This window comes from Streptomyces sp. NPDC005435, assembly GCF_040703155.1.
Lineage (GTDB): Bacteria > Actinomycetota > Actinomycetes > Streptomycetales > Streptomycetaceae > Streptomyces.
In genome coordinates this window covers 146,196-165,303 of sequence record NZ_JBEXEQ010000006.1, presented here as the reverse complement: position 1 = coordinate 165,303, position 19,108 = coordinate 146,196, and the positions used below count along the sequence as shown (strand labels likewise).

Genomic DNA, 19,108 nt, shown 5'->3' with positions numbered 1-19,108 from the left:
GCGACCAGCCACCGACAACCCGCACGGGAAGGACTCGCATGACCCCCCTCATCGAATCCGAAGAACACCGGTCACTCCGCAAGGCGGTCGCCGCCCTGGGCAAGCGCTACGGCCGCGACTACATCACGCGAGCCATAACCGAGGGCCGCCACCCCACAGAACTCTGGTCCGAGGCAGGAAAACTCGGCTACCTCGGCGTCAACCTCCCGGAGGAACACGGCGGCGGAGGCGGCGGCATAACCGAACTCTCCCTCGTCCTGGAGGAGTTGGGGACCGCAGGCGCCCCCCTCCTCATGCTCATCGTCTCCCCGGCCATCTGCGGAACGGTGATCGCCCGCTTCGGCACGGAAGAGCAGAAGCGCGCCTGGCTTCCCGGAATAGCCGACGGCACCCGCACGATGGCCTTCGGCATCACCGAACCCGACGCCGGCTCCAACTCCCACCGCATCACCACGACCGCCCGCCGCGACGGCAACGACTGGCTGCTCACCGGCCGCAAGGTCTTCGTGTCGGGAGTCGACCAGGCGGACGCCACGCTGATCGTCGGCCGCACCGAGGACGCCCGCACGGGCAGGCTCAAGCCGTGTCTGTTCATCGTCCCGCGCGACGCGGACGGCTTCACGCGTCACCAGATCGACATGGAAGTCAACGCCGCCGAGAAGCAGTTCGAGCTGGTCCTGGACGACGTACGGCTGCCCGCCGACGCCCTTGTGGGCGACGAGGACGCGGGGCTGCTCCAGCTCTTCGCCGGGCTGAATCCCGAGCGGATCATGACGGCCGCGTTCGCGATCGGCATGGGGCGTTACGCGCTCGACCGGGCCGTGGAGTACGCCCGCGAGCGCACGGTGTGGAACGTCCCCATCGGCGCCCACCAGGCCATCGCCCACCCCCTCGCGCAGGCCCACATCGACCTGGAACTGGCCAAGTTGATGATGCGGAAGGCCGCCCTGCTCTACGACGCCGGGGACGACATCGGCGCGGGCGAGGCCGCCAACATGGCCAAGTACGCGGCCGGGGAAGCCTGTGTGAAGGCGGTCGACCAGGCCGTGCACACCCTCGGCGGCAACGGCCTCACCCGCGAGTTCGGGCTCGCCTCGCTGATCACCGGGTCCCGGGTGGCCCGTATCGCCCCGGTGAGCCGGGAGATGATCCTCAACTACATCTCCCACCAGACCCTCGGCCTCCCCAAGTCCTACTAGGAACCGTCCGGTTGGAGGAACCGTGTTCCACAGCGCGTACGACGACGTACCGCCCGTAGAACTCCCCGTCCACGACGCCGTGCTGGGCGGTGCCGGTGCCTTCGGGGACCGGCCCGCGCTGATCGACGGCACCGACGGCACGATCCTGACCTACGAGCAACTGGACCGGTTCCACCGCCGGTTGGCGGCCGCGTTCGCGGAGGCCGGGGTGCGCAAGGGGGACGTGCTCGCCCTGCACAGCCCCAACACCCTCGCGTTCCCGCCGGCGTTCTACGCGGCCACCCGGGCGGGAGCCACCGTCACCACCGTGCACCCGCTCTCGACACCGGAGGAGTTCGCCCGGCAGCTGGAGGACAGCGGGGCGCGCTGGATCGTCACCGTCTCCCCGCTGCTCCCTGCCGCCCGCCGGGCCGCCCAACTCGCGGGCGGAGTACGCGAGATCATCGTGTGCGACAGCGCGCCCGGACACCGCTCCCTCATCGACATGCTGGCGAGCACCGGGCCCGAGCCGGAGATGGCCCTCGACCCGGCCGAGGACATCGCCGTACTGCCGTACTCCTCCGGCACCACCGGCGTGCCCAAGGGTGTGATGCTCACCCACCGGCAGATCGTCACCAACCTCGTTCAACTGGAGCCCGCCATCAGGGCGGAGCCGGGCGACCGCGTCCTGGCCGTGCTCCCGCTCTTCCACATCTACGGCCTCACCGCCCTGATGAACGCGCCCCTGCGGCAGGGCGCCACCGTCGTCGTGCTGCCCCGCTTCGAGCTGGACACCTTCCTCGCGGCCATCGAGACCCACCGCATCACCGGCCTCTACGTCGCGCCCCCGATCGTCCTCGCCCTCGCCAAGCACCCCTCGGTCGAGCGGTACGACCTGTCGTCCCTGAAGTACGTGATCAGCGCCGCCGCCCCGCTGGACGCCGCCCTCGCCGCGGCCTGCGCCGAGCGGCTCGGGCTGCCGCCGATCGGGCAGGCGTACGGCATGACCGAGCTGTCGCCCGGCACCCATGTCGTCCCGCTCGACCTGCTGCGCGAGGCCCCGCCCGGTACGGCCGGCAAGCTGATCGCGGGCACCGAGATGCGGATCGTGTCCCTGGACGACCCCGGCAAGGACCTCGGCACCGGTGAGGCCGGCGAGATCCTGATCCGGGGCCCTCAGGTGATGAAGGGCTATCTCAACCGGCCCGACGCCACCGCCGCGACGATCGACGCCGAGGGCTGGCTGCACACCGGCGACGTGGGCCAAGTCGACGCGGACGGCTGGCTGTTCGTGGTGGACCGGGTGAAGGAGCTCATCAAGTACAAGGGCTTCCAGGTGGCACCCGCCGAACTGGAGGCGCTGCTGCTGACCCACCCCGGCATCGCGGACGCGGCCGTCGTCGGCGCCCTCAACGACGAGGGCAACGAGATCCCGCACGCCTTCGTCGTCCGCCGCCCGGACACGCCCGAACTCGGCGAGAACGACGTGATGTTGTACGTCGCCGAGCGCGTCGCGCCGTACAAGCGGGTACGCCGGGTGACCTTCACCGACTCCGTACCGCGCGCGGCCTCCGGGAAGATCCTGCGCCGCGAACTGCGGGAGAAGTCATGACACTTGTCGGACGGTCCCGCGAACGGGCCATGGAAATCCTGAGCCTGGACTCCCCGGACACCCGCAACGCCCTCTCCGCACCCCTGGTCGCCGCGCTCGCCGACGCCCTGGAGGGCTGCGCGAAGGACCCCGGCGTCCGGGCGGTCGTCCTCACCCACACCGGGGGCACGTTCTGCGCGGGCGCGGATCTGCGTGACCCTCCCCAACCGGAGGCGCTGGTAGGGCTGTTGCGGCAGATCGTGGAGCTGCCCAAGCCGGTGGTGGCGCGGGTCACCGGGCATGTCCGCGCGGGCGGGCTCGGACTGCTCGCCGCCTGTGACATCGCGGCGGCCTCCGCCGGGGCCACCTTCGCGTTCACCGAGGTACGGATCGGGGTCGCCCCGGCGGTGATCTCCCTGCCGGTGCTGCCGCGCGCCGACCCGCGCGCGGTCGCCCGTTACTACCTCACCGGCGAGCGCTTCGGCCCCGCCGAGGCCGTACGGCTCGGCCTGCTGACCGCCGCCGGGGACGACGTGGACGATGTGCTCGCGCCCGTCCTCGACGGTCTGCGCCGCTCCTCGCCCGAGGCCCTGGCCGCGACGAAACGGCTGCTCACGGCTAGGGTGCTGGAGACATTCGACCGGGAAGCGGCGGACTTGACCGCTCTCTCGGCCCGGCTGTTCTCCGCCCCGGAGGCCCGGGAGGGGATGACGGCCTTCCTGGAAAGACGGGATGCGGCATGGGTGGTGTGAGTACGGCGGAACGCGACCGCGTACCCAAGCAGGACCGCAGCCGGGCCACCCGGCAGCGGCTCCTGGAGGCCGCCGTGGCCTGCCTCGCCGAGTACGGCTGGGCGGGCTCCACGGTCGCGGTCGTCGCCGAGCGCGCGGGCGTCTCCCGGGGCGCCGCGCAGCACCACTTCCCCACCCGCGAGGACCTGTTCACCGCCGCCGTCGAGTACGTGGCGGAGAGCCGCTCCGTCGCGCTGCGCGAGCTGTTCCCCGACGCCCCCGGCGACCGGCGGGCCGTCGTCGCCGCCCTGGTCGGCCTCTTCACCGGGCCGCTCTTCCGGGCCGCCCTGCACCTGTGGGTGGCCGCCTCGGACGAGGAGCAACTACGCGGACGCGTCACCGAGTTGGAGGCCCGCGTCGGCCGCGAGTGCCACCGCATCGCCGTCGAACTCCTCGACGCCGACGAGTCCCGCCCCGGCGTCCGCGAGACCGTGCAGGGCTTCCTCGACATGGCTCGCGGCCTGGGCCTCGCCACCCTCCTCACGGATGACACCGCGCGCCGCGAGCGGGTCGTGGCGCAGTGGGCCGTACTGCTCGACGGGGCGCTGGGGGAGTAGGCCCCGGGGCTCGTGCGGGCGCCGTTGTCAGTGGCCGGTGCCGGCAGGTACGGCATGGGGGACCACTTCCAGATCATCGTCGACCTCGACGCCACCGAAGCGGACGCGTCCGGCCTCGCCGCGCGTGTGATCGGTCGGCTGGTGAGTGAGGGCATCGTGCGTGCCGAGTGGACCGAGTGCCTGCTCGGACCGGGACCCGGCCACCCGCCGGGCCCGCGCTGGGACCGGGCGGTGGCCCCGGCGGCCGACGCCCGGTGGGCGCCTGCCGACGGGCTCGCCGTCCACCGGTCGAGGGGGCGAGCGAGCCCTTCGACCGCGCCATGGACCTCTGGGAGGCGACCGGCACGGCCGATGTGGAGTGCGGCTCCTGCGCGGCCCGCGTCCCGCTGCCGGAGTGGGGCAAGTTCTGAGGTGCGGGGACCTGTCGGGCGGGTGACGCCCGTCACACCCGTATTCCGGGCATCGCAGTACTCTTGGCCCATGCTTCCGATGCTCGTTCGCCGCCGCCACGTGGACTACGTGCGCGTCACGAGCATGGGCTGTCGGCGTTCCGCCTGACCCAGCCCCCCTTTTTTCCTCGTCTCTTCCTTTCCGGCACCCGGGGGCCGCCCACCCCTCGCGGCTGCCCGTGCCCCGTAACCACGCGGACGCACCCATGACGAATCCCGCGACGAACCCGTCGTACGCACAGCTCCCGATCATCGACCTGTCGGCCGCCGACCGCGGCCCCGAGGACCGGGCGCGGCTGCACGAGCAGCTGCACTCGGCCGCCCATGACGTGGGCTTCTTCCAGCTCGTCGGGCACGGCGTGACCCGGCAGGAGACCGACGCGCTGCTCACCGCGATGCGGGCCTTCTTCGCGCTGCCCGAGGCCGACCGGCTCGCCCTGGACAACGTCAACTCCCCGCATTTCCGGGGCTATACGCGCACCGGCGACGAGCGCACGGCCGGCGCCCGCGACTGGCGCGACCAGCTCGACATCGGCGCCGAGCGCCCCGCCCGCGTCCCCGGCCCGGACGAGCCGCCGTACTGGTGGCTCCAGGGCCCCAACCAGTGGCCCGCCGCCCTGCCCGAGCTGCGCAGCGCCGCCCTCGCCTGGATCGACAGGCTCAGCTCCGTCGCCGAGCGCCTGCTGCACGAGCTGCTGACCGCCATCGGCGCCCCGGCCGACTTCTACGACCCGGCCTTCGGCGCGCACGCCCACCCGCACCTCAAGCTCGTCCGCTACCCCGGCAGCGCGGGCGACGGCACCGACCAAGGCGTCGGCGCCCACAAGGACTACGGCTTCCTCACCCTGCTCCTCCAGGACTCCGTCGGCGGCCTCCAGGTCCAGCGCGAGGACGGCCGCTTCCACGAAGTCCCGCCGCTGGACGGCGCGTTCGTGGTGAACCTCGGCGAACTCCTGGAGGTCGCCACCAACGGCTACCTCCTCGCCACCAACCACCGCGTGGTCAGCCCGCCCGGAGCCACGGAACGCTACTCGGTCCCGTTCTTCTACAACCCCCGCCTGAACGCGAAGATCGCCCCACTGCCCTTCCCGCACGCGGACACCGCGCCGGGCGTGACGACGGACCCGACGAACCCCCTGTACGCGGAATATGGGCTCAATGAGTGGAAGGGGAAGGTCCGCGCTCATCCCTTGGTGGCCGAGCGCCACCACGCGAGCCTCTTGACACCGGCCTGAGCAGGTTGCCTGGGGGCGCGGGGAACTGCGCGATCAACCACAACGATCCCGCAGCCGCCCACGCGCCCCGACAACCCATCTCAGTGGGCGAATTCAGTGAGCGATCCCCGCAAACCCAGGGATGTCCTCCGGCCGACGCGAACTAGGACCGACGTACTTCGCCGAAGGCCGCACCAGGCGCCCCGTCCGCTTCTGCTCAAGAATGTGCGCCGACCACCCAGCGGTCCTCGCGCACGTGAACATCGACGTGAACATGTGCGCCGGCACCTCCGCGAAGTCGAGCAGAATAGCCGCCCAAAACTCCACGTTAGTGGCAAGCACGCGATCCGGCCGCCGATTGTGGAGCTCCTCCAGCGCCGCCTTCTCCAGCGCCTCCGCGATCTCGTACCGAGGCGCCCCCAGCTCCCGCGCGGTGCGCCGCAGGACCCGCGCCCGGGGGTCCTCGGCCCGGTAGACCCGGTGCCCGAACCCCATGAGCCGCTCACCCCGGTCGAGGGCCTGCCGTACCCACCCCTCCGCGTCCCCGGTCTGCTCGATTTCCTCGATCATGCCGAGCACCCGGGAGGGCGCCCCGCCATGGAGGGGACCGGACATGGCGCCCACGGCACCGGAGAGCGCGGCGGCGACATCCGCGCCGGTGGAGGCGATGACCCGGGCGGTGAAGGTGGACGCGTTCATGCCGTGCTCGGCGGCCGAGGTCCAGTACGCGTCGACGGCGGCGACATGCTTCGGGTCCGGCTCCCCGCGCCAGCGGATCATGAACCGCTCGACCACCGACCGCGCCTTGTCGATCTCGTTCTGCGGCACCATCGGCAGGCCCTGCCCGCGCGCGGACTGGGCGACGTAGGACAGCGCCATGACGGCGGCGCGGGCGAGGTCGTCGCGGGCCTGCTCGGCGTCGATGTCCAGCAGCGGTTTCAGGCCCCACACGGGGGCGAGCATGGCCAGCGCGGACTGCACGTCCACCCGGATGTCCCCGGAGTGCACCGGGATCGGGAACGGCTCGGCGGGCGGCAGACCGGGGTCGAAGGCGCCGTCGACCAGCAGCCCCCACACGTTCCCGAAGGAGACGTGCCCGACCAGGTCCTCGATGTCGACGCCCCGGTACCGCAGGGCGCCGCCCTCCTTGTCCGGCTCGGCGATCTCCGTCTCGAAGGCGACGACTCCCTCTAGCCCGGGTACGAACTCGGACATAAGGCGGCTCCTCATGCTGGGTCGGCGGCGGTCACACCGGTCATGCCCCGTACGGCCGGGGGTCACCCGGAGACGGGGCGGGAACCAGCACGATAGCCCTGAGTGCCACTTTTGGGGAGACCTTGCGGCACTGAGTGCCACGTTAGGGGGACGTGGCGGGGGCGAGCCGGTGCGCGACGCCCGGGAAAGTGCGCCGGGGCGCCCGGGAGCGCACCCGGGGTGCTCCGGAAGCGCGCCGGTGGCCCGTACGCCCCCGTACGGCAGGATGGCCGCGTGACCGATCGCGACACGATGCCCGACCCCGCCACCGACCCCGCGTTCATGCGCAAGCAGTACCGCGCCCGGGGGCTCGATACGACGGAACTCGCGGGCCACCCGATGGACCAGTTCGCCCGCTGGTTCGCGGACGCCGCCCGCGCGGCCGTCCACGGCACGCTGTACGAGCCCAACGCGATGGTCGTCTCGACGGTGGACCCCGGCGGCCGCCCCAGCTCCCGCACGGTCCTGATGAAGGGCTACGACTCCGACGGCTTCGTCTTCTACACCAACTACGACTCGCACAAGGCCCGTGACCTGGCCGGGAACCCGTACATCTCGCTGCTCTTCCCCTGGCACCCGATCGCCCGCCAGGTCATCGTCTCGGGCGTGGCCCGCCGCACGAGCCGCGAGGAGACCGCCGCGTACTTCCACAGCCGTCCGCACGGCTCCCAGCTGGGCGCCTGGGCCAGCGCGCAGTCGACGGTGGTCGGCTCCCGCGCCGAGCTGGACGAGGCGTACGCCGCGCTCGGCGCCCGCTATCCCGAGGGCGCCCAGGTGCCCGTGCCGCCGCACTGGGGCGGCTTCCGGGTGGCCCCGGAGACCGTGGAGTTCTGGCAGGGGCGCGAGAACCGGCTCCACGACCGGCTGCGCTACGCCGCCCTCCCGGACGGCACCTGGACGGTCGACCGCCTGAGCCCCTGACACCGACCTGAAAACGCAGACGACCCGTGAGCTCGGGTCCTCCGCCGGGGCGGAGGGCCGGCCGGACGTACCGGCGAGCTCACGGGTCGGGTGACTGCGATGGATTGGCCGGCCGCATGCGCCTCGCGCACGCAGGTCCGGCACCGCATCTCGATGTGGTGACGGGCCGCTAGCCCGCAGCCACCTCGCGCGTCCGGGTTTCACTCATGTACCCGATCACCTCCCTTCTGCTTGGTATGCAGCCTAGGCACCGGCCCGGAGCGGCTCAACTGTTTTTCCGCGCCCCCGGATTCCGGCCCCGGAACGCGGTGGACGGCGCCCGGCCCCGGCTCGTACCTTGCCGCGCATGACGGATCTTCGGGTGGTGCCGGTGGACGGCGCCGCGATGCTGGAGCAGTGGCGCCACGTCCACAACGTGATCGTCCCCCCGGCCGCCCTGTCGGCCGGGGACGCGCGGGAGCGGGCCGGGCGGTACCGGCTGGAGAACGCCTACCTCGGGGACGCACTGGTCGGATGCTCCACCGTCCGCCCGCCGGCGGGGGAGGACCGGGTGGCGACGGTGATCGCGCGCGTGCTGCCCGCGTACCGGGGGCGCGGCCTCGGCACGGCCCTCTACGCGCACGCGCTCGGCCACGCGCGCCGGGCGGGCGCGCGGGCGGTCGAGACGTGCGTGCTCGCGGCGAACGGGGACGGGCTGCGCTTCGCCGTACGGCACGGCTTCGTCGAGACCGAGCGGTACGTGCTCGACGGGGAGCGGGACGAGTGGGTGGACCTGCGGCTGAGCCCGTTGCCGGGGGAAGCGGGGAAGGATTCCCGCAATCTTGCGGGAACGTGATGTGTGCCGGGTCACCGTCGAGTTGAATGACAGGCGAACGACGCAGGCCAGTGAGCGGAACGGGCGCCGAGGGGTGTGCCCGACGCAGCCTCCAGGGGGTCCAGGGTGAGTGCTTCCCGGCGTGGTGGGGCCACCGACGAGCTGGGGCCGGGGGAGCCGGGCGGAGCGGATCTGCTTGCCGCGCTCCTCGACGGCATGGACGCGGCTCTGTGCGCCTTCGACGCCGATGGTGTGGTGACCCACTGGAACCGTGAGGCGGAGCGGATCCTCGGCTGGAGCGCGGCCGAGGCGGTCGGGCGGGCGGGGTTCGCCGGGTGGGCGGTGCGCAGCGCGGACGCCGAGGAGGTGCAGCGGCGGCTGATGTCCGCGATGCGGGCGCCGGGGCGGCAGGTGCACGAGTTCGCACTGGTCACCAAGGACGGCGGCCGGGTGCTGGTGCGGACCCAGTCCGCCGCCGTGCGCGGGCCCGACGGGAGTCCGGCCGGGCTGTACTGCGCCTTCAGCGAGGTGCACGCGCAGATCGACCTGGAGCGGTCGATCGCGCTGAGCGAGGCGCTGTTCGAGGACGCGTCGTGGGGGGTCGTGCTGGTGGACGCGGATCTGCGTCCCGCCGTGGTCAACGCGCACGCGGCCCGCGCGCTCGGGGTCGGCCGCACCTCCGCGCTCGGGCGGCCGCTCGGGGAGCTGCTCGCCCAGGGTGTGGAGGAGCTGGAGAGCGTGCTGACCCATGTGCTGGCCGAGGGCGCGCCGCCCGGGCCCGCCGAGATGTGGGTGGCCGTGCGCACCGGCGAGGGGACACGGCGGCGCTGCTGGCGCAGCGGCTTCGTACGGCTGGCCTCGCCGCTGGCCGAGGAGCCCGTGCCGCTCGGGGTCGGCTGGCTCTTCCAGGACGTCACCGAGGCCCGGCAGGGCGAGCGGGAGGCGTCCCTGCTGCGCTTCCGCTCCAACCAGCTGCACCGCGCCGCCCGCGCCGCCGCCGAGTGCGAGGACCCGGCGGAGGCGGCCGTGGTCCACCTGGAGTTCGCCCTCGCGGGCTTCGCCGACCACGCCCTGCTCGACCGGGCGGTGCCGGCGCCGCCGGACTCGGACGAGGGCGCCGTGCGGCTCGTACGGCTCGCCGCCACGCCCGCCGGTACGCCCGGCCCCGACACGCCGCCGGGCACCACGGGGCTGCCGGTGCGGTACGGCGCCGGGCATCCCGCGCTCCAGTGCGGGGAGCGGAACGGGACGGTACGCGTGGACGCCGGGTCGGGGCCCGCCGAGCGGCCGCGCGAGTGGGCGCGGGCCCGGCTGTGGCCCGCCGACACCGCGCACGCGCTGTGCGCCGTGCTGCGCAGCCGGGGCCGCACGCTGGGCGTCCTCACCTTTCTGCGCGGGCCGGGGCGGGGGCGCTTCGACCGGTCCGACGTGGCGTACGCGGAGGAGGTGGCGGCGCGGATCGGGGCGGCGCTGGATCTGGCGGACGCGCTGCGGGATCAGTGACGGTAGAAGATCCGGTCGCCGTACTTCTCCATGATCCGCGTGTTCCAGTCGTGGCCGCCGTCGACGTTGCCGGAGCGCAGCAGCGGGGGTTCGACGCCGCGTGCGGCCAGTTCGGCGGCGGCGGTGGCCATCATGGCCTGCATCAGGGCCGAGGTGACGACAGTGGAGGCCGGGGCGAAGGGCGCGGCCACGGAGTCCAGGGACAGTTCCGCGTCGCCGACCGCGATCTTCGAGTCGAGCACGACGTCGCAGTGGTCCTTGAGGAAGGTGCCGGAGGCGTGCCGGGAGGAGGTCTCGGTGGCGTACGCGACGGAGGTGACGCCGATGACCTTGAGGCCGCGTTCGCGGGCGCCGCGCGCCATCTCGACGGGCAGGGCGTTGCGGCCCGACAGCGAGATGATCACCAGGGCGTCCCCGGCGCGGGCCGGTGAGCTGTCCAGCACGGCGGTCGCGAGGCCGTCGACCCGCTCCAGGGCGGAGCCGAGGGTGGCCGGGACGACGTCCACGCCGACGACTCCGGGTACGGCGAGCAGGTTCATCAGGGCGAGGCCGCCGGCGCGGTAGACCACGTCCTGCGCCGCGAGCGAGGAGTGTCCCGCCCCGAACGCGAACAGCCGCCCCCCGTCCGTCACGGTGTCCGCCAGCAGAACCCCCGCCTCCGCGATGGCCCCACCTTCCTCCTCCCGCACCCGCCGCAGCAGTTCCGCCGCGGCGTCGAAGAACAGTTCGGCAGGCGTGCCGTCGCTCATGCGGTGCCCCTTCGCGCTCGGTGTCGCGGATCACGGTGCGGTCTGGACCATCTCGGTGTCAATACGGGGTGCCTCCGGCGGTTCGGCGGCTGCCCTGCGCGGGAGTTGGCCGCGCCGGCGACGGGACCCGGTACGGAACCTGACGACGAAGCCGGGGGCCCGGTGCGGGCCCCGGCCCGTGCGACAGACCCCGGCCCGCCCTTGGCCCCCGCCCGAGCGGCCCCCGAGCCCCCGGCCCCCTGGCCCTGGCTTCTGGCCCCGGGCTTCCGGCTCTTGGCCCCTGCGCGGGACCCGGCTCGGGCGACAGGCCCCAGCCCGGCCTTGGCCACCGCCCAAGCCACCCCCGGGCCTCCGCCCCCTGGCCTCCGGCCCCTGGCCCCTGGCCTCCGGCCTCTGGCTCCCGGCTTCCAGGCCTCCGGCCTTGGCCCCGGTGCGGGACCCGCCCGTGGAGGCGAGGGGCCCCGGTGCGGACCCCGGCTCGGGCGACAGGCCCCGGCCCGGCCTTGGCCACCGCCCGAGCCCCCCGGGCCTCCGGCCTCCGGCCCCTGACTCCCGGCTTCCGGCTCCCGGGCCTCCGGCCCTTGGCCCTGGTGTGGGACCCGCCTGCGGAGGCGAGGGTCCCCGGTGCGGGACCCGGCTCGGGCGACAGGCCCCGGCCCGGCCTTGGCCACCGCCCAAGCCATCCCCGGGCCTCCGGGCCCTGCGGCCGCTGGCCCCAACTCTGGCTCCCGGCCCCCCGGCCCCTGGCCCTCCGGCCTCCGGCTCCGGCCCTGGCCACCGACTCCCGGCCCCTGGCCCCCTGGCCCCTGGCCCCTGGGCCCCAGCCCCTGGCCCCAGCCCCTGGCCCCAGCCCCTGGCCTCCGCCCCCTGGCCTCCGGCCTCTGGCCCCTGGCCTCCGGTCGTCGAGGCTGGGCCCACCGGTCTTCGTCTCGGTTGAGCCGCGTGGCGTCGTTCCGGTTTTGCCGTGTCGGCGCTCCGGCGCACCCCGGTTTTGCCGGGGCGGCACGGTTGTCGGTGGTATCCGGCAGAATTGAGTTCTGGGCCAGCGCACGCGCCGGGGAGCGGTGAGCCTCCGGCAGAGGTAATCGAGGGGCACGTATGTCCGGACTGATCGACACCACGGAGATGTATCTCCGCACCATCCTCGAACTGGAAGAGGAAGGCGTCGTCCCCATGCGCGCCCGCATCGCGGAGCGGCTCGACCAGAGCGGGCCGACCGTGAGCCAGACGGTGGCGCGCATGGAGCGGGACGGGCTGGTGTCCGTGGCCAGCGACCGCCACCTGGAGCTGACCGACGAGGGCCGCAGGCTGGCCACCCGCGTGATGCGCAAGCACCGGCTCGCCGAGTGCCTGCTCGTGGACGTCATCGGTCTGGAGTGGGAGCAGGTGCACGCCGAGGCCTGCCGCTGGGAGCACGTGATGAGCGAGGCGGTCGAGCGCCGCGTGCTCGAACTGCTGCGCCACCCCACCGAGTCGCCGTACGGCAACCCGATCCCGGGCCTTGAGGAGCTGGGCGAGAAGGACGGCGCCGACCCGTTCCTGGACGAGGGCATGGTCTCGCTGGCCGACCTCGACCCGGGCCAGGACGGCAAGACGGTGGTCGTCCGCCGGATCGGGGAGCCGATCCAGACGGACGCGCAGCTGATGTACACGCTGCGGCGCGCGGGCGTGCAGCCCGGATCCGTGGTGAGCGTGACCGAGTCGGCGGGCGGCGTCCTGGTCGGCAGCGGCGGTGAGGCCGCCGAGCTGGCCTCGGAGGTCGCCTCGCACGTCTTCGTCGCCAAGCGCTGAGACGAAACGAGAACCCCGGCGCCGCCGCGGCGCCGGGGTCTCACCTCCCCGGACGCTGACCCGGAGCCCCGAGCTCCCAGGGTCAGCTTCGGACCGTTTTTCCCCGAGCGGTCCGCCCCCCTCGCCAGAGAAGATCCCCTCGGCGGTGGCGATCATTCCTCTTCTGGTGTCACTCGAACGAGGGGTGTTTCTCGCACAGACCCGATGTTCGAATAGCAGTTCGATAGCCTGCGAGAGCAGGACGACGGACCACGGCAGACGACGACAGGGCAGTACACCGGTACGAGACAGGCAAGGCTGGGGGGTGCCAGGCGATGGCACGGCGTATCGACGTGACAGGAGCGGGCGGCGTACGGCTGGCCGCTTGGGAGTTCGCGGACCCGCCCAAGGAAGGGGCCGACTCCGCCCTCCCCGGCGTGCTGCTGCTCCACGGGCTCATGGGCCGCGCCTCGCACTGGGCCGCCACCGCCCGCTGGCTCGCGGAGCGGTATCGCGCGGTGGCGCTCGACCAGCGCGGCCACGGCCGCAGCGAGCACCCCCCGGCGGCCGCCTGCACCCGCGAGGACTACGTGGCGGACGCCGAGGCCGCCCTCGAACAGCTGGGTCTCGCCCCCGCCGTCCTCATCGGCCACGCCATGGGCGCCCTGACGGCCTGGCAGCTCGCCGCCCGCCGCCCCGACCTGGTGCGCGGCCTCGTCATCTGCGACATGCGCGCCTCCGCGCTCGGCGCGGCCTCGCAGCGCGAGTGGGACGAGTGGTTCCGCTCCTGGCCGGTCCCCTTCGCCACCCTCGCGGACGTCCGCAGATGGTTCGGCGAGGACGACCCCCGCCTGGAGCGCCCGAGCCGCACCCGGGGTGAGTTCTACGCCGAGGTCATGCACGAGTGCGCGGACGGCTGGCGCCCCGTCTTCGAGCCCGAGCGGATGCTCCGCACCCGCGAGACCTGGGTCCACGACGCCCACTGGGAGGAACTGGCCCAGGTCGCCTGCCCCACCCTGGTCGTGCGCGGCCTCGACGGCGAGCTCGGCCGCGCGGAGGCGCAGGAGATGGTCCGTGTGCTTCCCCGGGGTGAGTACGCGGAGATCACCGACGCGGGCCATCTCATCCACTACGACCAGCCGGCGGCGTGGCGGAGGGCGGTGGAGCCGTTCTTGAGTGGGCTGGCCTGACGTTCTTCAGGGGCGGGGTGGGTTCTGCGGGTGTTCGGGTGCGCCGCCGCCTGGGCTGGTCGCGCAGTTCCCCGCGCCCCTGAAAACACCGGTTCCCGTGTCCCTGAAAACACCGGTTCCCGTGTCCCTGAAAACCGCCGACCCCGCACCCCCGAAAACACCAGCCCCCGACCCTCCGAAGAACGCCGGCCCCACCCCTCAGCCCCGACTGACCGCCACCAGAATCTCCGGCAACCGCCCCACCGTCCGCGGCGCGGCCAACCGCAGCCCCGCCACGGTCACCCCCGCCCCGTACACCGCCCCCAGGGGCAACATCACCCAAGCCCACCCCGCACCCCCGTCGGAGACATTCAGCCAGATCACCGCAGCGATCACCGGCGCGCACAGCAGCGCCGCCGACACCATGCCCCCGAAGATCGCCGCGAAGGCGAGCCCCGCCTGCCCCGGGGCGACGTTCCGGTGCCCCTCCTGCGGGATCGAGTAGGGGAAGCGCGCCGACATCCACGCCCCGGTCGCCAGCATCGCGCCGAGCAGCGCCAGGGACAGCCCCAGCACCTCGGGCAGCCGGTCCCAGTCGCCGAGGATCGCGGTCGTCACCGAGGTCACCAGGAGCGCGTACGGCAGGGTGATCAGCAGCAGGGCCAGCGCGCGCCCGCGCAGCTCGGCGTAGGCGTCGCGGGGCGAGGAGATGGTCATGGCGACCATCCAGAAGGCGGAGGCGTCCTGCCCGAACTGGTTGTACATCTGCATCCCGAGCATCCCCGAGGCGAAGCACGCGAAGTAGACGGAGCCGGTGCCCTGCACGGCGTTGAACACCGGCACGATGAGCCCGATCGCCAGCGAGGTGACCCACGCGGCCTTGGTCTTGGGGTCGCGCCAGATGTAGCGCAGGGTGCGTTCCATGACGGCGCCGGTGCGGCCCGCCGGCAGCAGCCGGCCCAGCAGGCCCGCCGAGGCGCGGTCGGGCGCGCTGGTGTCGGCGCCCTGGAGCGTGGAGCCGTCCGGGGCGGTCATCAGCCGGGTCAGACCGCGCGCCCAGGCCGCGATCAGCAGCGCCAACGCAAGGAGAGACAAGGCCAGTCGGGCCAGCGCGAGACCGTACGATCCCGTACTCGCCGAGTGCACGGCGGCCAGTGCCGAGGCGGGCGGCACCCAGGACAGCACGTCGGCCACCGGCCCGAGCTGTCCGAGCCCGGACGCCGAACCCAGCCGCTGCAGACCGAAGTTGAGCACCTGCGCCCCGATGGCGATCACCAGCCCGCTCAGCACCGCGAGGTCCCGGCCCCGGCGGCTGGTGAGCAGCCGTACGTTGGCCGTCGCGACCGTACGCGCCAGCGCCACGCACACCAGCAGTGCGAGCGGCAGGGCGACGACGGCGGCCGCCCATCCGGCCGGGCCGTGCGCGAGCGCCACCACGCAGCCGGTCAGCACCAGCAGCGTGAACACCGGGCCGATGCCGACCAGCGAGGCGGCGAGCAGCGCGCGTACCAGCGGCCGGGGCCGCAGCGGGAGCATCACCAGCCGGGTCGGGTCCAGCGTCTCGTCGCCGCTCGGGAAGAACAGCGGCATCACGGCCCAGCCGAGCGCGAGCACGGCCGCGGCCGGTACGGCGACGTTCACGGCGTGTGCGTGCCAGTGCAGGGCGATCAGGCCCAGCATCTGGAGCAGGCCGACCAGCAGCGCGGCGAGGGCCGAGCAGACGAACGCGGCCCGGCGGCCCGCCGACTGGCGCAGCCCGCCGCGCAGCAGCGACAGCTTCAGCCGGACGAGGGTGGGGGTCAGGGCGGTCATCGCGGGGCACCGCCGCCCAGCCAGTCCAGCTCGGAGCCGGCGGCGCGGTCGTGGGCGCCGACGAGTTCGAGGAACGCGGCCTGGAGAGTGGGATGTTCCCCGCGCACCTCGGCCAGCGTGCCGGTGGCGCGGATGCGTCCGGCGGCCAGCACGGCCACCCAGTCGCACAGCGACTCCACCAGCTCCATGACGTGCGAGGAGAAGACGACGGTGGCACCGGAGGCGGTGTAGCGCTCCAGGACGCCCCGGATGGTCTGCGCGGACACCGGGTCCACGCCCTCGAACGGCTCGTCCAGGAAGAGCACTTCGGGGTTGTGCAGCAGGGCGGCGGCCAGCCCGATCTTCTTGCGCATACCGGTCGAGTAGTCGACGACCAGCTTGTGCTGGGCCCCGGCCAGGTCGAGCACGTCGAGCAGCTGGGTGGCCCGCTTGTCGACCTCGGCGCCGGGCAGCCCGCGCATCCGGCCGGAGTAGCCGAGCAGTTCCCGCCCGGACAGCCGCTCGAAGAGCCGCAGCCCCTCCGGCAGCACCCCGATCCGGGCCTTGACGGCCACCGGGTCGCGCCAGACGTCCTGCCCGGCGATCTCCACGCTGCCCTGGTCGGGCCGGAGCAGCCCGGTCACCATGGACAGGGTGGTGGTCTTCCCGGCCCCGTTGGGGCCGACCAGTCCGATGAACTTCCCGGCGGGCAGATCGAGGTCGATCCCCCCGACCGCGACGTGCTGCCCGAACCGCTTCCAGAGTCCCCGTATCCGCACTGCTGCCTCGGTCATGCCGAAACCCTAAGGGACTTGGGTGTTCCTGGTCAGGGGCCCGGCCCACTCGGTGATCAGCGGTCCCGTCCGCAGGCGTACGCCAGCGCCGGGACCACCTCCTCCGCGTCCGGGAGCCACCGGTTGGCGACGGACGGCGGGCAGGCCCACTGGGCGGCGCCCCGGGTGCCGACGCGGGAGGGCGGGGCGGCGACGTAGCGGCCCTCGCCGAGGGAGGTCAGGTCCAGGGAGGCGGGGTACCAGCCGAGCCGGCGCAGCAGGTCGGGCATCTTCGCGGAGCCGCCGGGCAGCACGAAGAACTCGGTCCGGCCGTCGACGGTGCGGATCACCGGGCCCGGGATCAGGCCCATGCGCTCCATGCGGGCCAGCGCCAGCAGGCCCGCGCTCTCCGGGACGGACAGCGTGTCGAAGGTGCGCCCGGTCGGCAGCAGGATCGAGGCCGTCGGCCGCCGCTGCCACATCCCGCGCACCGCCCGCACACTGCGGGTGGCGAGCGCCGCCCAGTCGGGCCGGGTGGGATGCGCCCCCGGCGCGGGGCAGTCGTCGTCCCCGCACGAGCAGTACAGCATCCCGCCCGCGGTCTCCAGCCAGCTGCCCGCGACCACGTCCCAGCGCCGCTCGTCGGCGTAGCGTACGGCGGTCTCCAGCAGGGGATCCGCGCGCTGGTGCGGGATCTGGGCGGCTGCGGGGCCCGCGCTCGTGTCGGTCACGATCCACTCAACTCTCCCGCCGGACGGTGGTTACGGCCTTCCCCGCGCGCGGGGGAGGAGCACCGGCCCGCCCCCCGGGGCGCATGGATGCATCCACGGGGGCGCGCGGGAGGGGCGGGGATGTGGCGCGGGTAGCCACGTCCGGGGGGCCGTAAGGCAGGCGCGGCGGGCGTCGCCGGGCCCGCCGGAGGGTCCGGGCACGGTGCCGCCGGACCCGCGCGGGGGGAGAGGCCGCCGCCTTTACCCCGGCAAACCGCACATGTCGCGCATTGACGTTATGTCGACTGGGCAGTGATCTGAATCGACCGGATCGTCCGGCCGGATCTTCACGCTCCGGGGTTTCGCAGGGGGTAGCGGATGGCCGCGAGGCCGCTAGTGGCGAGGCAGCCGAACGAACGGCTGCAAGCACTGATCCAGGAAGCGGGGTGTTCGAACGCGGGACTGGCCCGGCGCGTCAACATGTGCGGCGCCGAGCACGGTCTCGACCTGCGCTACGACAAGACGTCCGTGGCCCGCTGGCTGCGCGGCCAGCAGCCGCGCGGGCGCGCCCCGGCCGTCATCGCCGAGGCGCTGGGCCGCAAGCTCGGCCGTACGGTCACGATCGACGAAATCGGCATGGCCAACGGCAAGAACCTCGCCTCGGGCGTGGGCCTCCAGTTCTCGCCGACGGTACTGGGGGCCATCGAGCAGGTCTGCGAGCTGTGGCGCAGCGACGTGGGCAGGCGGGACTTCCTGTCCGGCTCCTCCGTCGCCGCCTCCGCGCTCGTCGAGCCCAGCCGCGACTGGCTGATCTCCGCGCCGGACGCGGCGGTGGCGCGGCAGGCGGGCCCGCGCGTGGGCCGCTCCGACGTGGCCGCCGTGCGCTCCATGACCGAGGCGCTGGTGGGCCTGGACCACACCTACGGCAGCGGGCATGTGCGCCCGGTCGTCGTGCACTACCTGAACAGCGTGGTCTCCGGCCTGCTCGCGGGCTCGTACCGGGAGGCGGTCGGGCGTGAACTCTTCTCCGCCGTCGCCCGGTTGACCGAGCTGGCCGGGTACATGGCCGTGGACACCGGCCAACCGGGCCTGGCCCAGCGGTACTACATCCAGTCGCTGCGCCTCGCGCAGGCGGCCGGCGACCGGGGCTACGGCGGCTATGTGCTCGCCGCCTCCATGAGCCATCTCGCCGCCCAGCTCGGAAACCCGCGCGAGATCGCCCAGTTGGCGCGTGCCGCGCAGGAGGGTGCCCGGGGCCGGGTGACCCCGCGCGCGGAGTCGATGTTCCACGCGGCCGAGGCGCGCGGGCACGCCCTGCTCGGCGACGGCCGCTCGGCCGACACCGCCTCAGGGCGGGCGATCGCGGCGCTGGAGCGCGCGGAGGCGGCCGGCGGCGACGACCCGGCGTGGATCGCGCACTTCGACCAGGCCTATCTGGCCGACGAGTTGGCGCACTGCCACCGCGACCTCGGCCGCCCGGAGGTGTCCGCCCGGTACGCCGAGCAGTCGCTCGCCGGGCACCCCCCCTCGCGCGCCCGGCGCCGCGCCATCGGCTACGTCCTGCTCGCCACCGCACAGGTGCAGCGCCGCGAGATCGAGCAGGCGTGCCAGACCGGGATGAAGGCGGTCGAACTCCTGGAGACCCTGCGCTCCGACCGGGGCGCCGAGTATCTGACGGATCTTCAGCAGCGCCTCGAACCCTTCCGGGAGGAGGCGGTCGTCAGGGAGTTCGGGGCCCGGCTCGACGTACGCCAGGCCGCCTGAACGAGCGGCCTTCGAGGTGTGAAGGGACGGTGAACGGCACCCGCGTCGCTCGCGGGTGCCGAATACAGCGTGGTGGGGGCGGGTTTTGTTACGGGTGTCACAGGGAAGCC

General features: G+C 73.6%; 16 protein-coding genes. 11 read left to right on the top strand and 5 right to left on the bottom strand.

From position 1 onward, the window contains the following. The first annotated feature begins 38 nt into the window (after positions 1 to 38). The 5 genes from AB0898_RS09900 (at position 39) to AB0898_RS09880 (ending at position 5,801) form a co-directional block, all read left to right on the top strand. Positions 39 to 1,199 carry an acyl-CoA dehydrogenase gene (locus AB0898_RS09900; protein WP_366802349.1) on the top strand — a complete coding sequence of 387 codons (1,161 nt, stop codon included), beginning with the start codon at positions 39 to 41 and terminating at the stop codon, positions 1,197 to 1,199. Between the two features lie 22 nt (positions 1,200 to 1,221). Continuing rightward, on the top strand, positions 1,222 to 2,790 hold the full coding sequence (locus AB0898_RS09895) for a 4-coumarate--CoA ligase family protein (protein WP_366802348.1): 1,569 nt from the start codon (positions 1,222 to 1,224) through the stop codon (positions 2,788 to 2,790). Continuing rightward, on the top strand, positions 2,787 to 3,521 hold the full coding sequence (locus tag AB0898_RS09890; RefSeq protein ID WP_366802347.1) for an enoyl-CoA hydratase family protein: 735 nt from the start codon (positions 2,787 to 2,789) through the stop codon (positions 3,519 to 3,521). The genes AB0898_RS09895 and AB0898_RS09890 overlap by 4 nt, the downstream gene beginning before the upstream one ends. Further along, positions 3,509 to 4,117 carry a TetR/AcrR family transcriptional regulator gene (locus AB0898_RS09885; RefSeq protein WP_366802346.1) on the top strand — a complete coding sequence of 203 codons (609 nt, stop codon included), beginning with the start codon at positions 3,509 to 3,511 and terminating at the stop codon, positions 4,115 to 4,117. The genes AB0898_RS09890 and AB0898_RS09885 overlap by 13 nt, the downstream gene beginning before the upstream one ends. 655 nt (positions 4,118 to 4,772) lie before the next feature. Next, positions 4,773 to 5,801 carry a 2-oxoglutarate and iron-dependent oxygenase domain-containing protein gene (locus tag AB0898_RS09880; protein ID WP_366802345.1) on the top strand — a complete coding sequence of 343 codons (1,029 nt, stop codon included), beginning with the start codon at positions 4,773 to 4,775 and terminating at the stop codon, positions 5,799 to 5,801. A gap of 93 nt (positions 5,802 to 5,894) precedes the next feature. On the opposite strand, the gene AB0898_RS09875 is transcribed toward AB0898_RS09880, so the two are convergent. Then, positions 5,895 to 6,995, bottom strand: coding sequence for a citrate synthase 2 (locus tag AB0898_RS09875; protein ID WP_161183696.1), 1,101 nt, complete (start codon positions 6,993 to 6,995; stop codon positions 5,895 to 5,897). Between the two features lie 273 nt (positions 6,996 to 7,268). Between AB0898_RS09875 and pdxH the strand changes: the two genes are divergently transcribed. The 3 genes from pdxH to AB0898_RS09860 all read left to right on the top strand — a co-directional run bounded on the left by pdxH (position 7,269) and on the right by AB0898_RS09860 (position 10,272). Continuing rightward, positions 7,269 to 7,955, top strand: a complete 687-nt coding sequence (gene pdxH, locus AB0898_RS09870; RefSeq protein WP_366802344.1) for a pyridoxamine 5'-phosphate oxidase — start codon at positions 7,269 to 7,271, stop codon at positions 7,953 to 7,955. 346 nt (positions 7,956 to 8,301) lie between these two features. Then, positions 8,302 to 8,790, top strand: coding sequence for a GNAT family N-acetyltransferase (locus AB0898_RS09865; protein ID WP_366802343.1), 489 nt, complete (start codon positions 8,302 to 8,304; stop codon positions 8,788 to 8,790). Between the two features lie 105 nt (positions 8,791 to 8,895). Continuing rightward, the gene (locus AB0898_RS09860; RefSeq protein ID WP_366802342.1) at positions 8,896 to 10,272 is read left to right on the top strand and encodes a PAS domain-containing protein; all 1,377 of its coding nucleotides are present in this window, start codon (positions 8,896 to 8,898) and stop codon (positions 10,270 to 10,272) included. Here the strand turns inward: AB0898_RS09860 and AB0898_RS09855 are convergent. Continuing rightward, positions 10,266 to 11,021 (bottom strand): SIS domain-containing protein, encoded by a 756-nt coding sequence (locus AB0898_RS09855; RefSeq protein WP_366802341.1) that lies wholly within the window; start codon positions 11,019 to 11,021, stop codon positions 10,266 to 10,268. The genes AB0898_RS09860 and AB0898_RS09855 overlap by 7 nt on opposite strands. Before the next feature lie 1,098 nt (positions 11,022 to 12,119). On the opposite strand from AB0898_RS09855, the gene AB0898_RS09850 reads away from it, so the two are divergent. After that, on the top strand, positions 12,120 to 12,812 hold the full coding sequence (locus AB0898_RS09850; RefSeq protein WP_161179097.1) for a metal-dependent transcriptional regulator: 693 nt from the start codon (positions 12,120 to 12,122) through the stop codon (positions 12,810 to 12,812). 314 nt (positions 12,813 to 13,126) lie between these two features. After that, positions 13,127 to 13,981 carry an alpha/beta hydrolase gene (locus tag AB0898_RS09845; RefSeq protein WP_366802340.1) on the top strand — a complete coding sequence of 285 codons (855 nt, stop codon included), beginning with the start codon at positions 13,127 to 13,129 and terminating at the stop codon, positions 13,979 to 13,981. Between the two features lie 198 nt (positions 13,982 to 14,179). Here AB0898_RS09845 and AB0898_RS09840 read toward each other — a convergent pair whose 3' ends face one another. From AB0898_RS09840 to AB0898_RS09830, 3 genes are read right to left on the bottom strand one after another with little or no spacing between them, the layout of a single operon-like run. Continuing rightward, positions 14,180 to 15,772, bottom strand: coding sequence for a transporter (locus tag AB0898_RS09840; RefSeq protein ID WP_366802339.1), 1,593 nt, complete (start codon positions 15,770 to 15,772; stop codon positions 14,180 to 14,182). Beyond that, positions 15,769 to 16,545: an ABC transporter ATP-binding protein gene (locus AB0898_RS09835; RefSeq protein ID WP_366802338.1), complete on the bottom strand. Its 777-nt coding sequence runs from the start codon at positions 16,543 to 16,545 to the stop codon at positions 15,769 to 15,771. Before AB0898_RS09835 ends, AB0898_RS09840 begins: the two co-directional genes overlap by 4 nt. Positions 16,546 to 16,601: 56 nt before the next feature. Next, positions 16,602 to 17,255 (bottom strand): bifunctional DNA primase/polymerase, encoded by a 654-nt coding sequence (locus tag AB0898_RS09830; RefSeq protein WP_366802337.1) that lies wholly within the window; start codon positions 17,253 to 17,255, stop codon positions 16,602 to 16,604. 357 nt (positions 17,256 to 17,612) lie between these two features. Between AB0898_RS09830 and AB0898_RS09825 the strand changes: the two genes are divergently transcribed. After that, on the top strand, positions 17,613 to 18,998 hold the full coding sequence (locus tag AB0898_RS09825; protein WP_366802336.1) for a transcriptional regulator: 1,386 nt from the start codon (positions 17,613 to 17,615) through the stop codon (positions 18,996 to 18,998). The last annotated feature ends 110 nt before the right edge of the window (positions 18,999 to 19,108 follow it).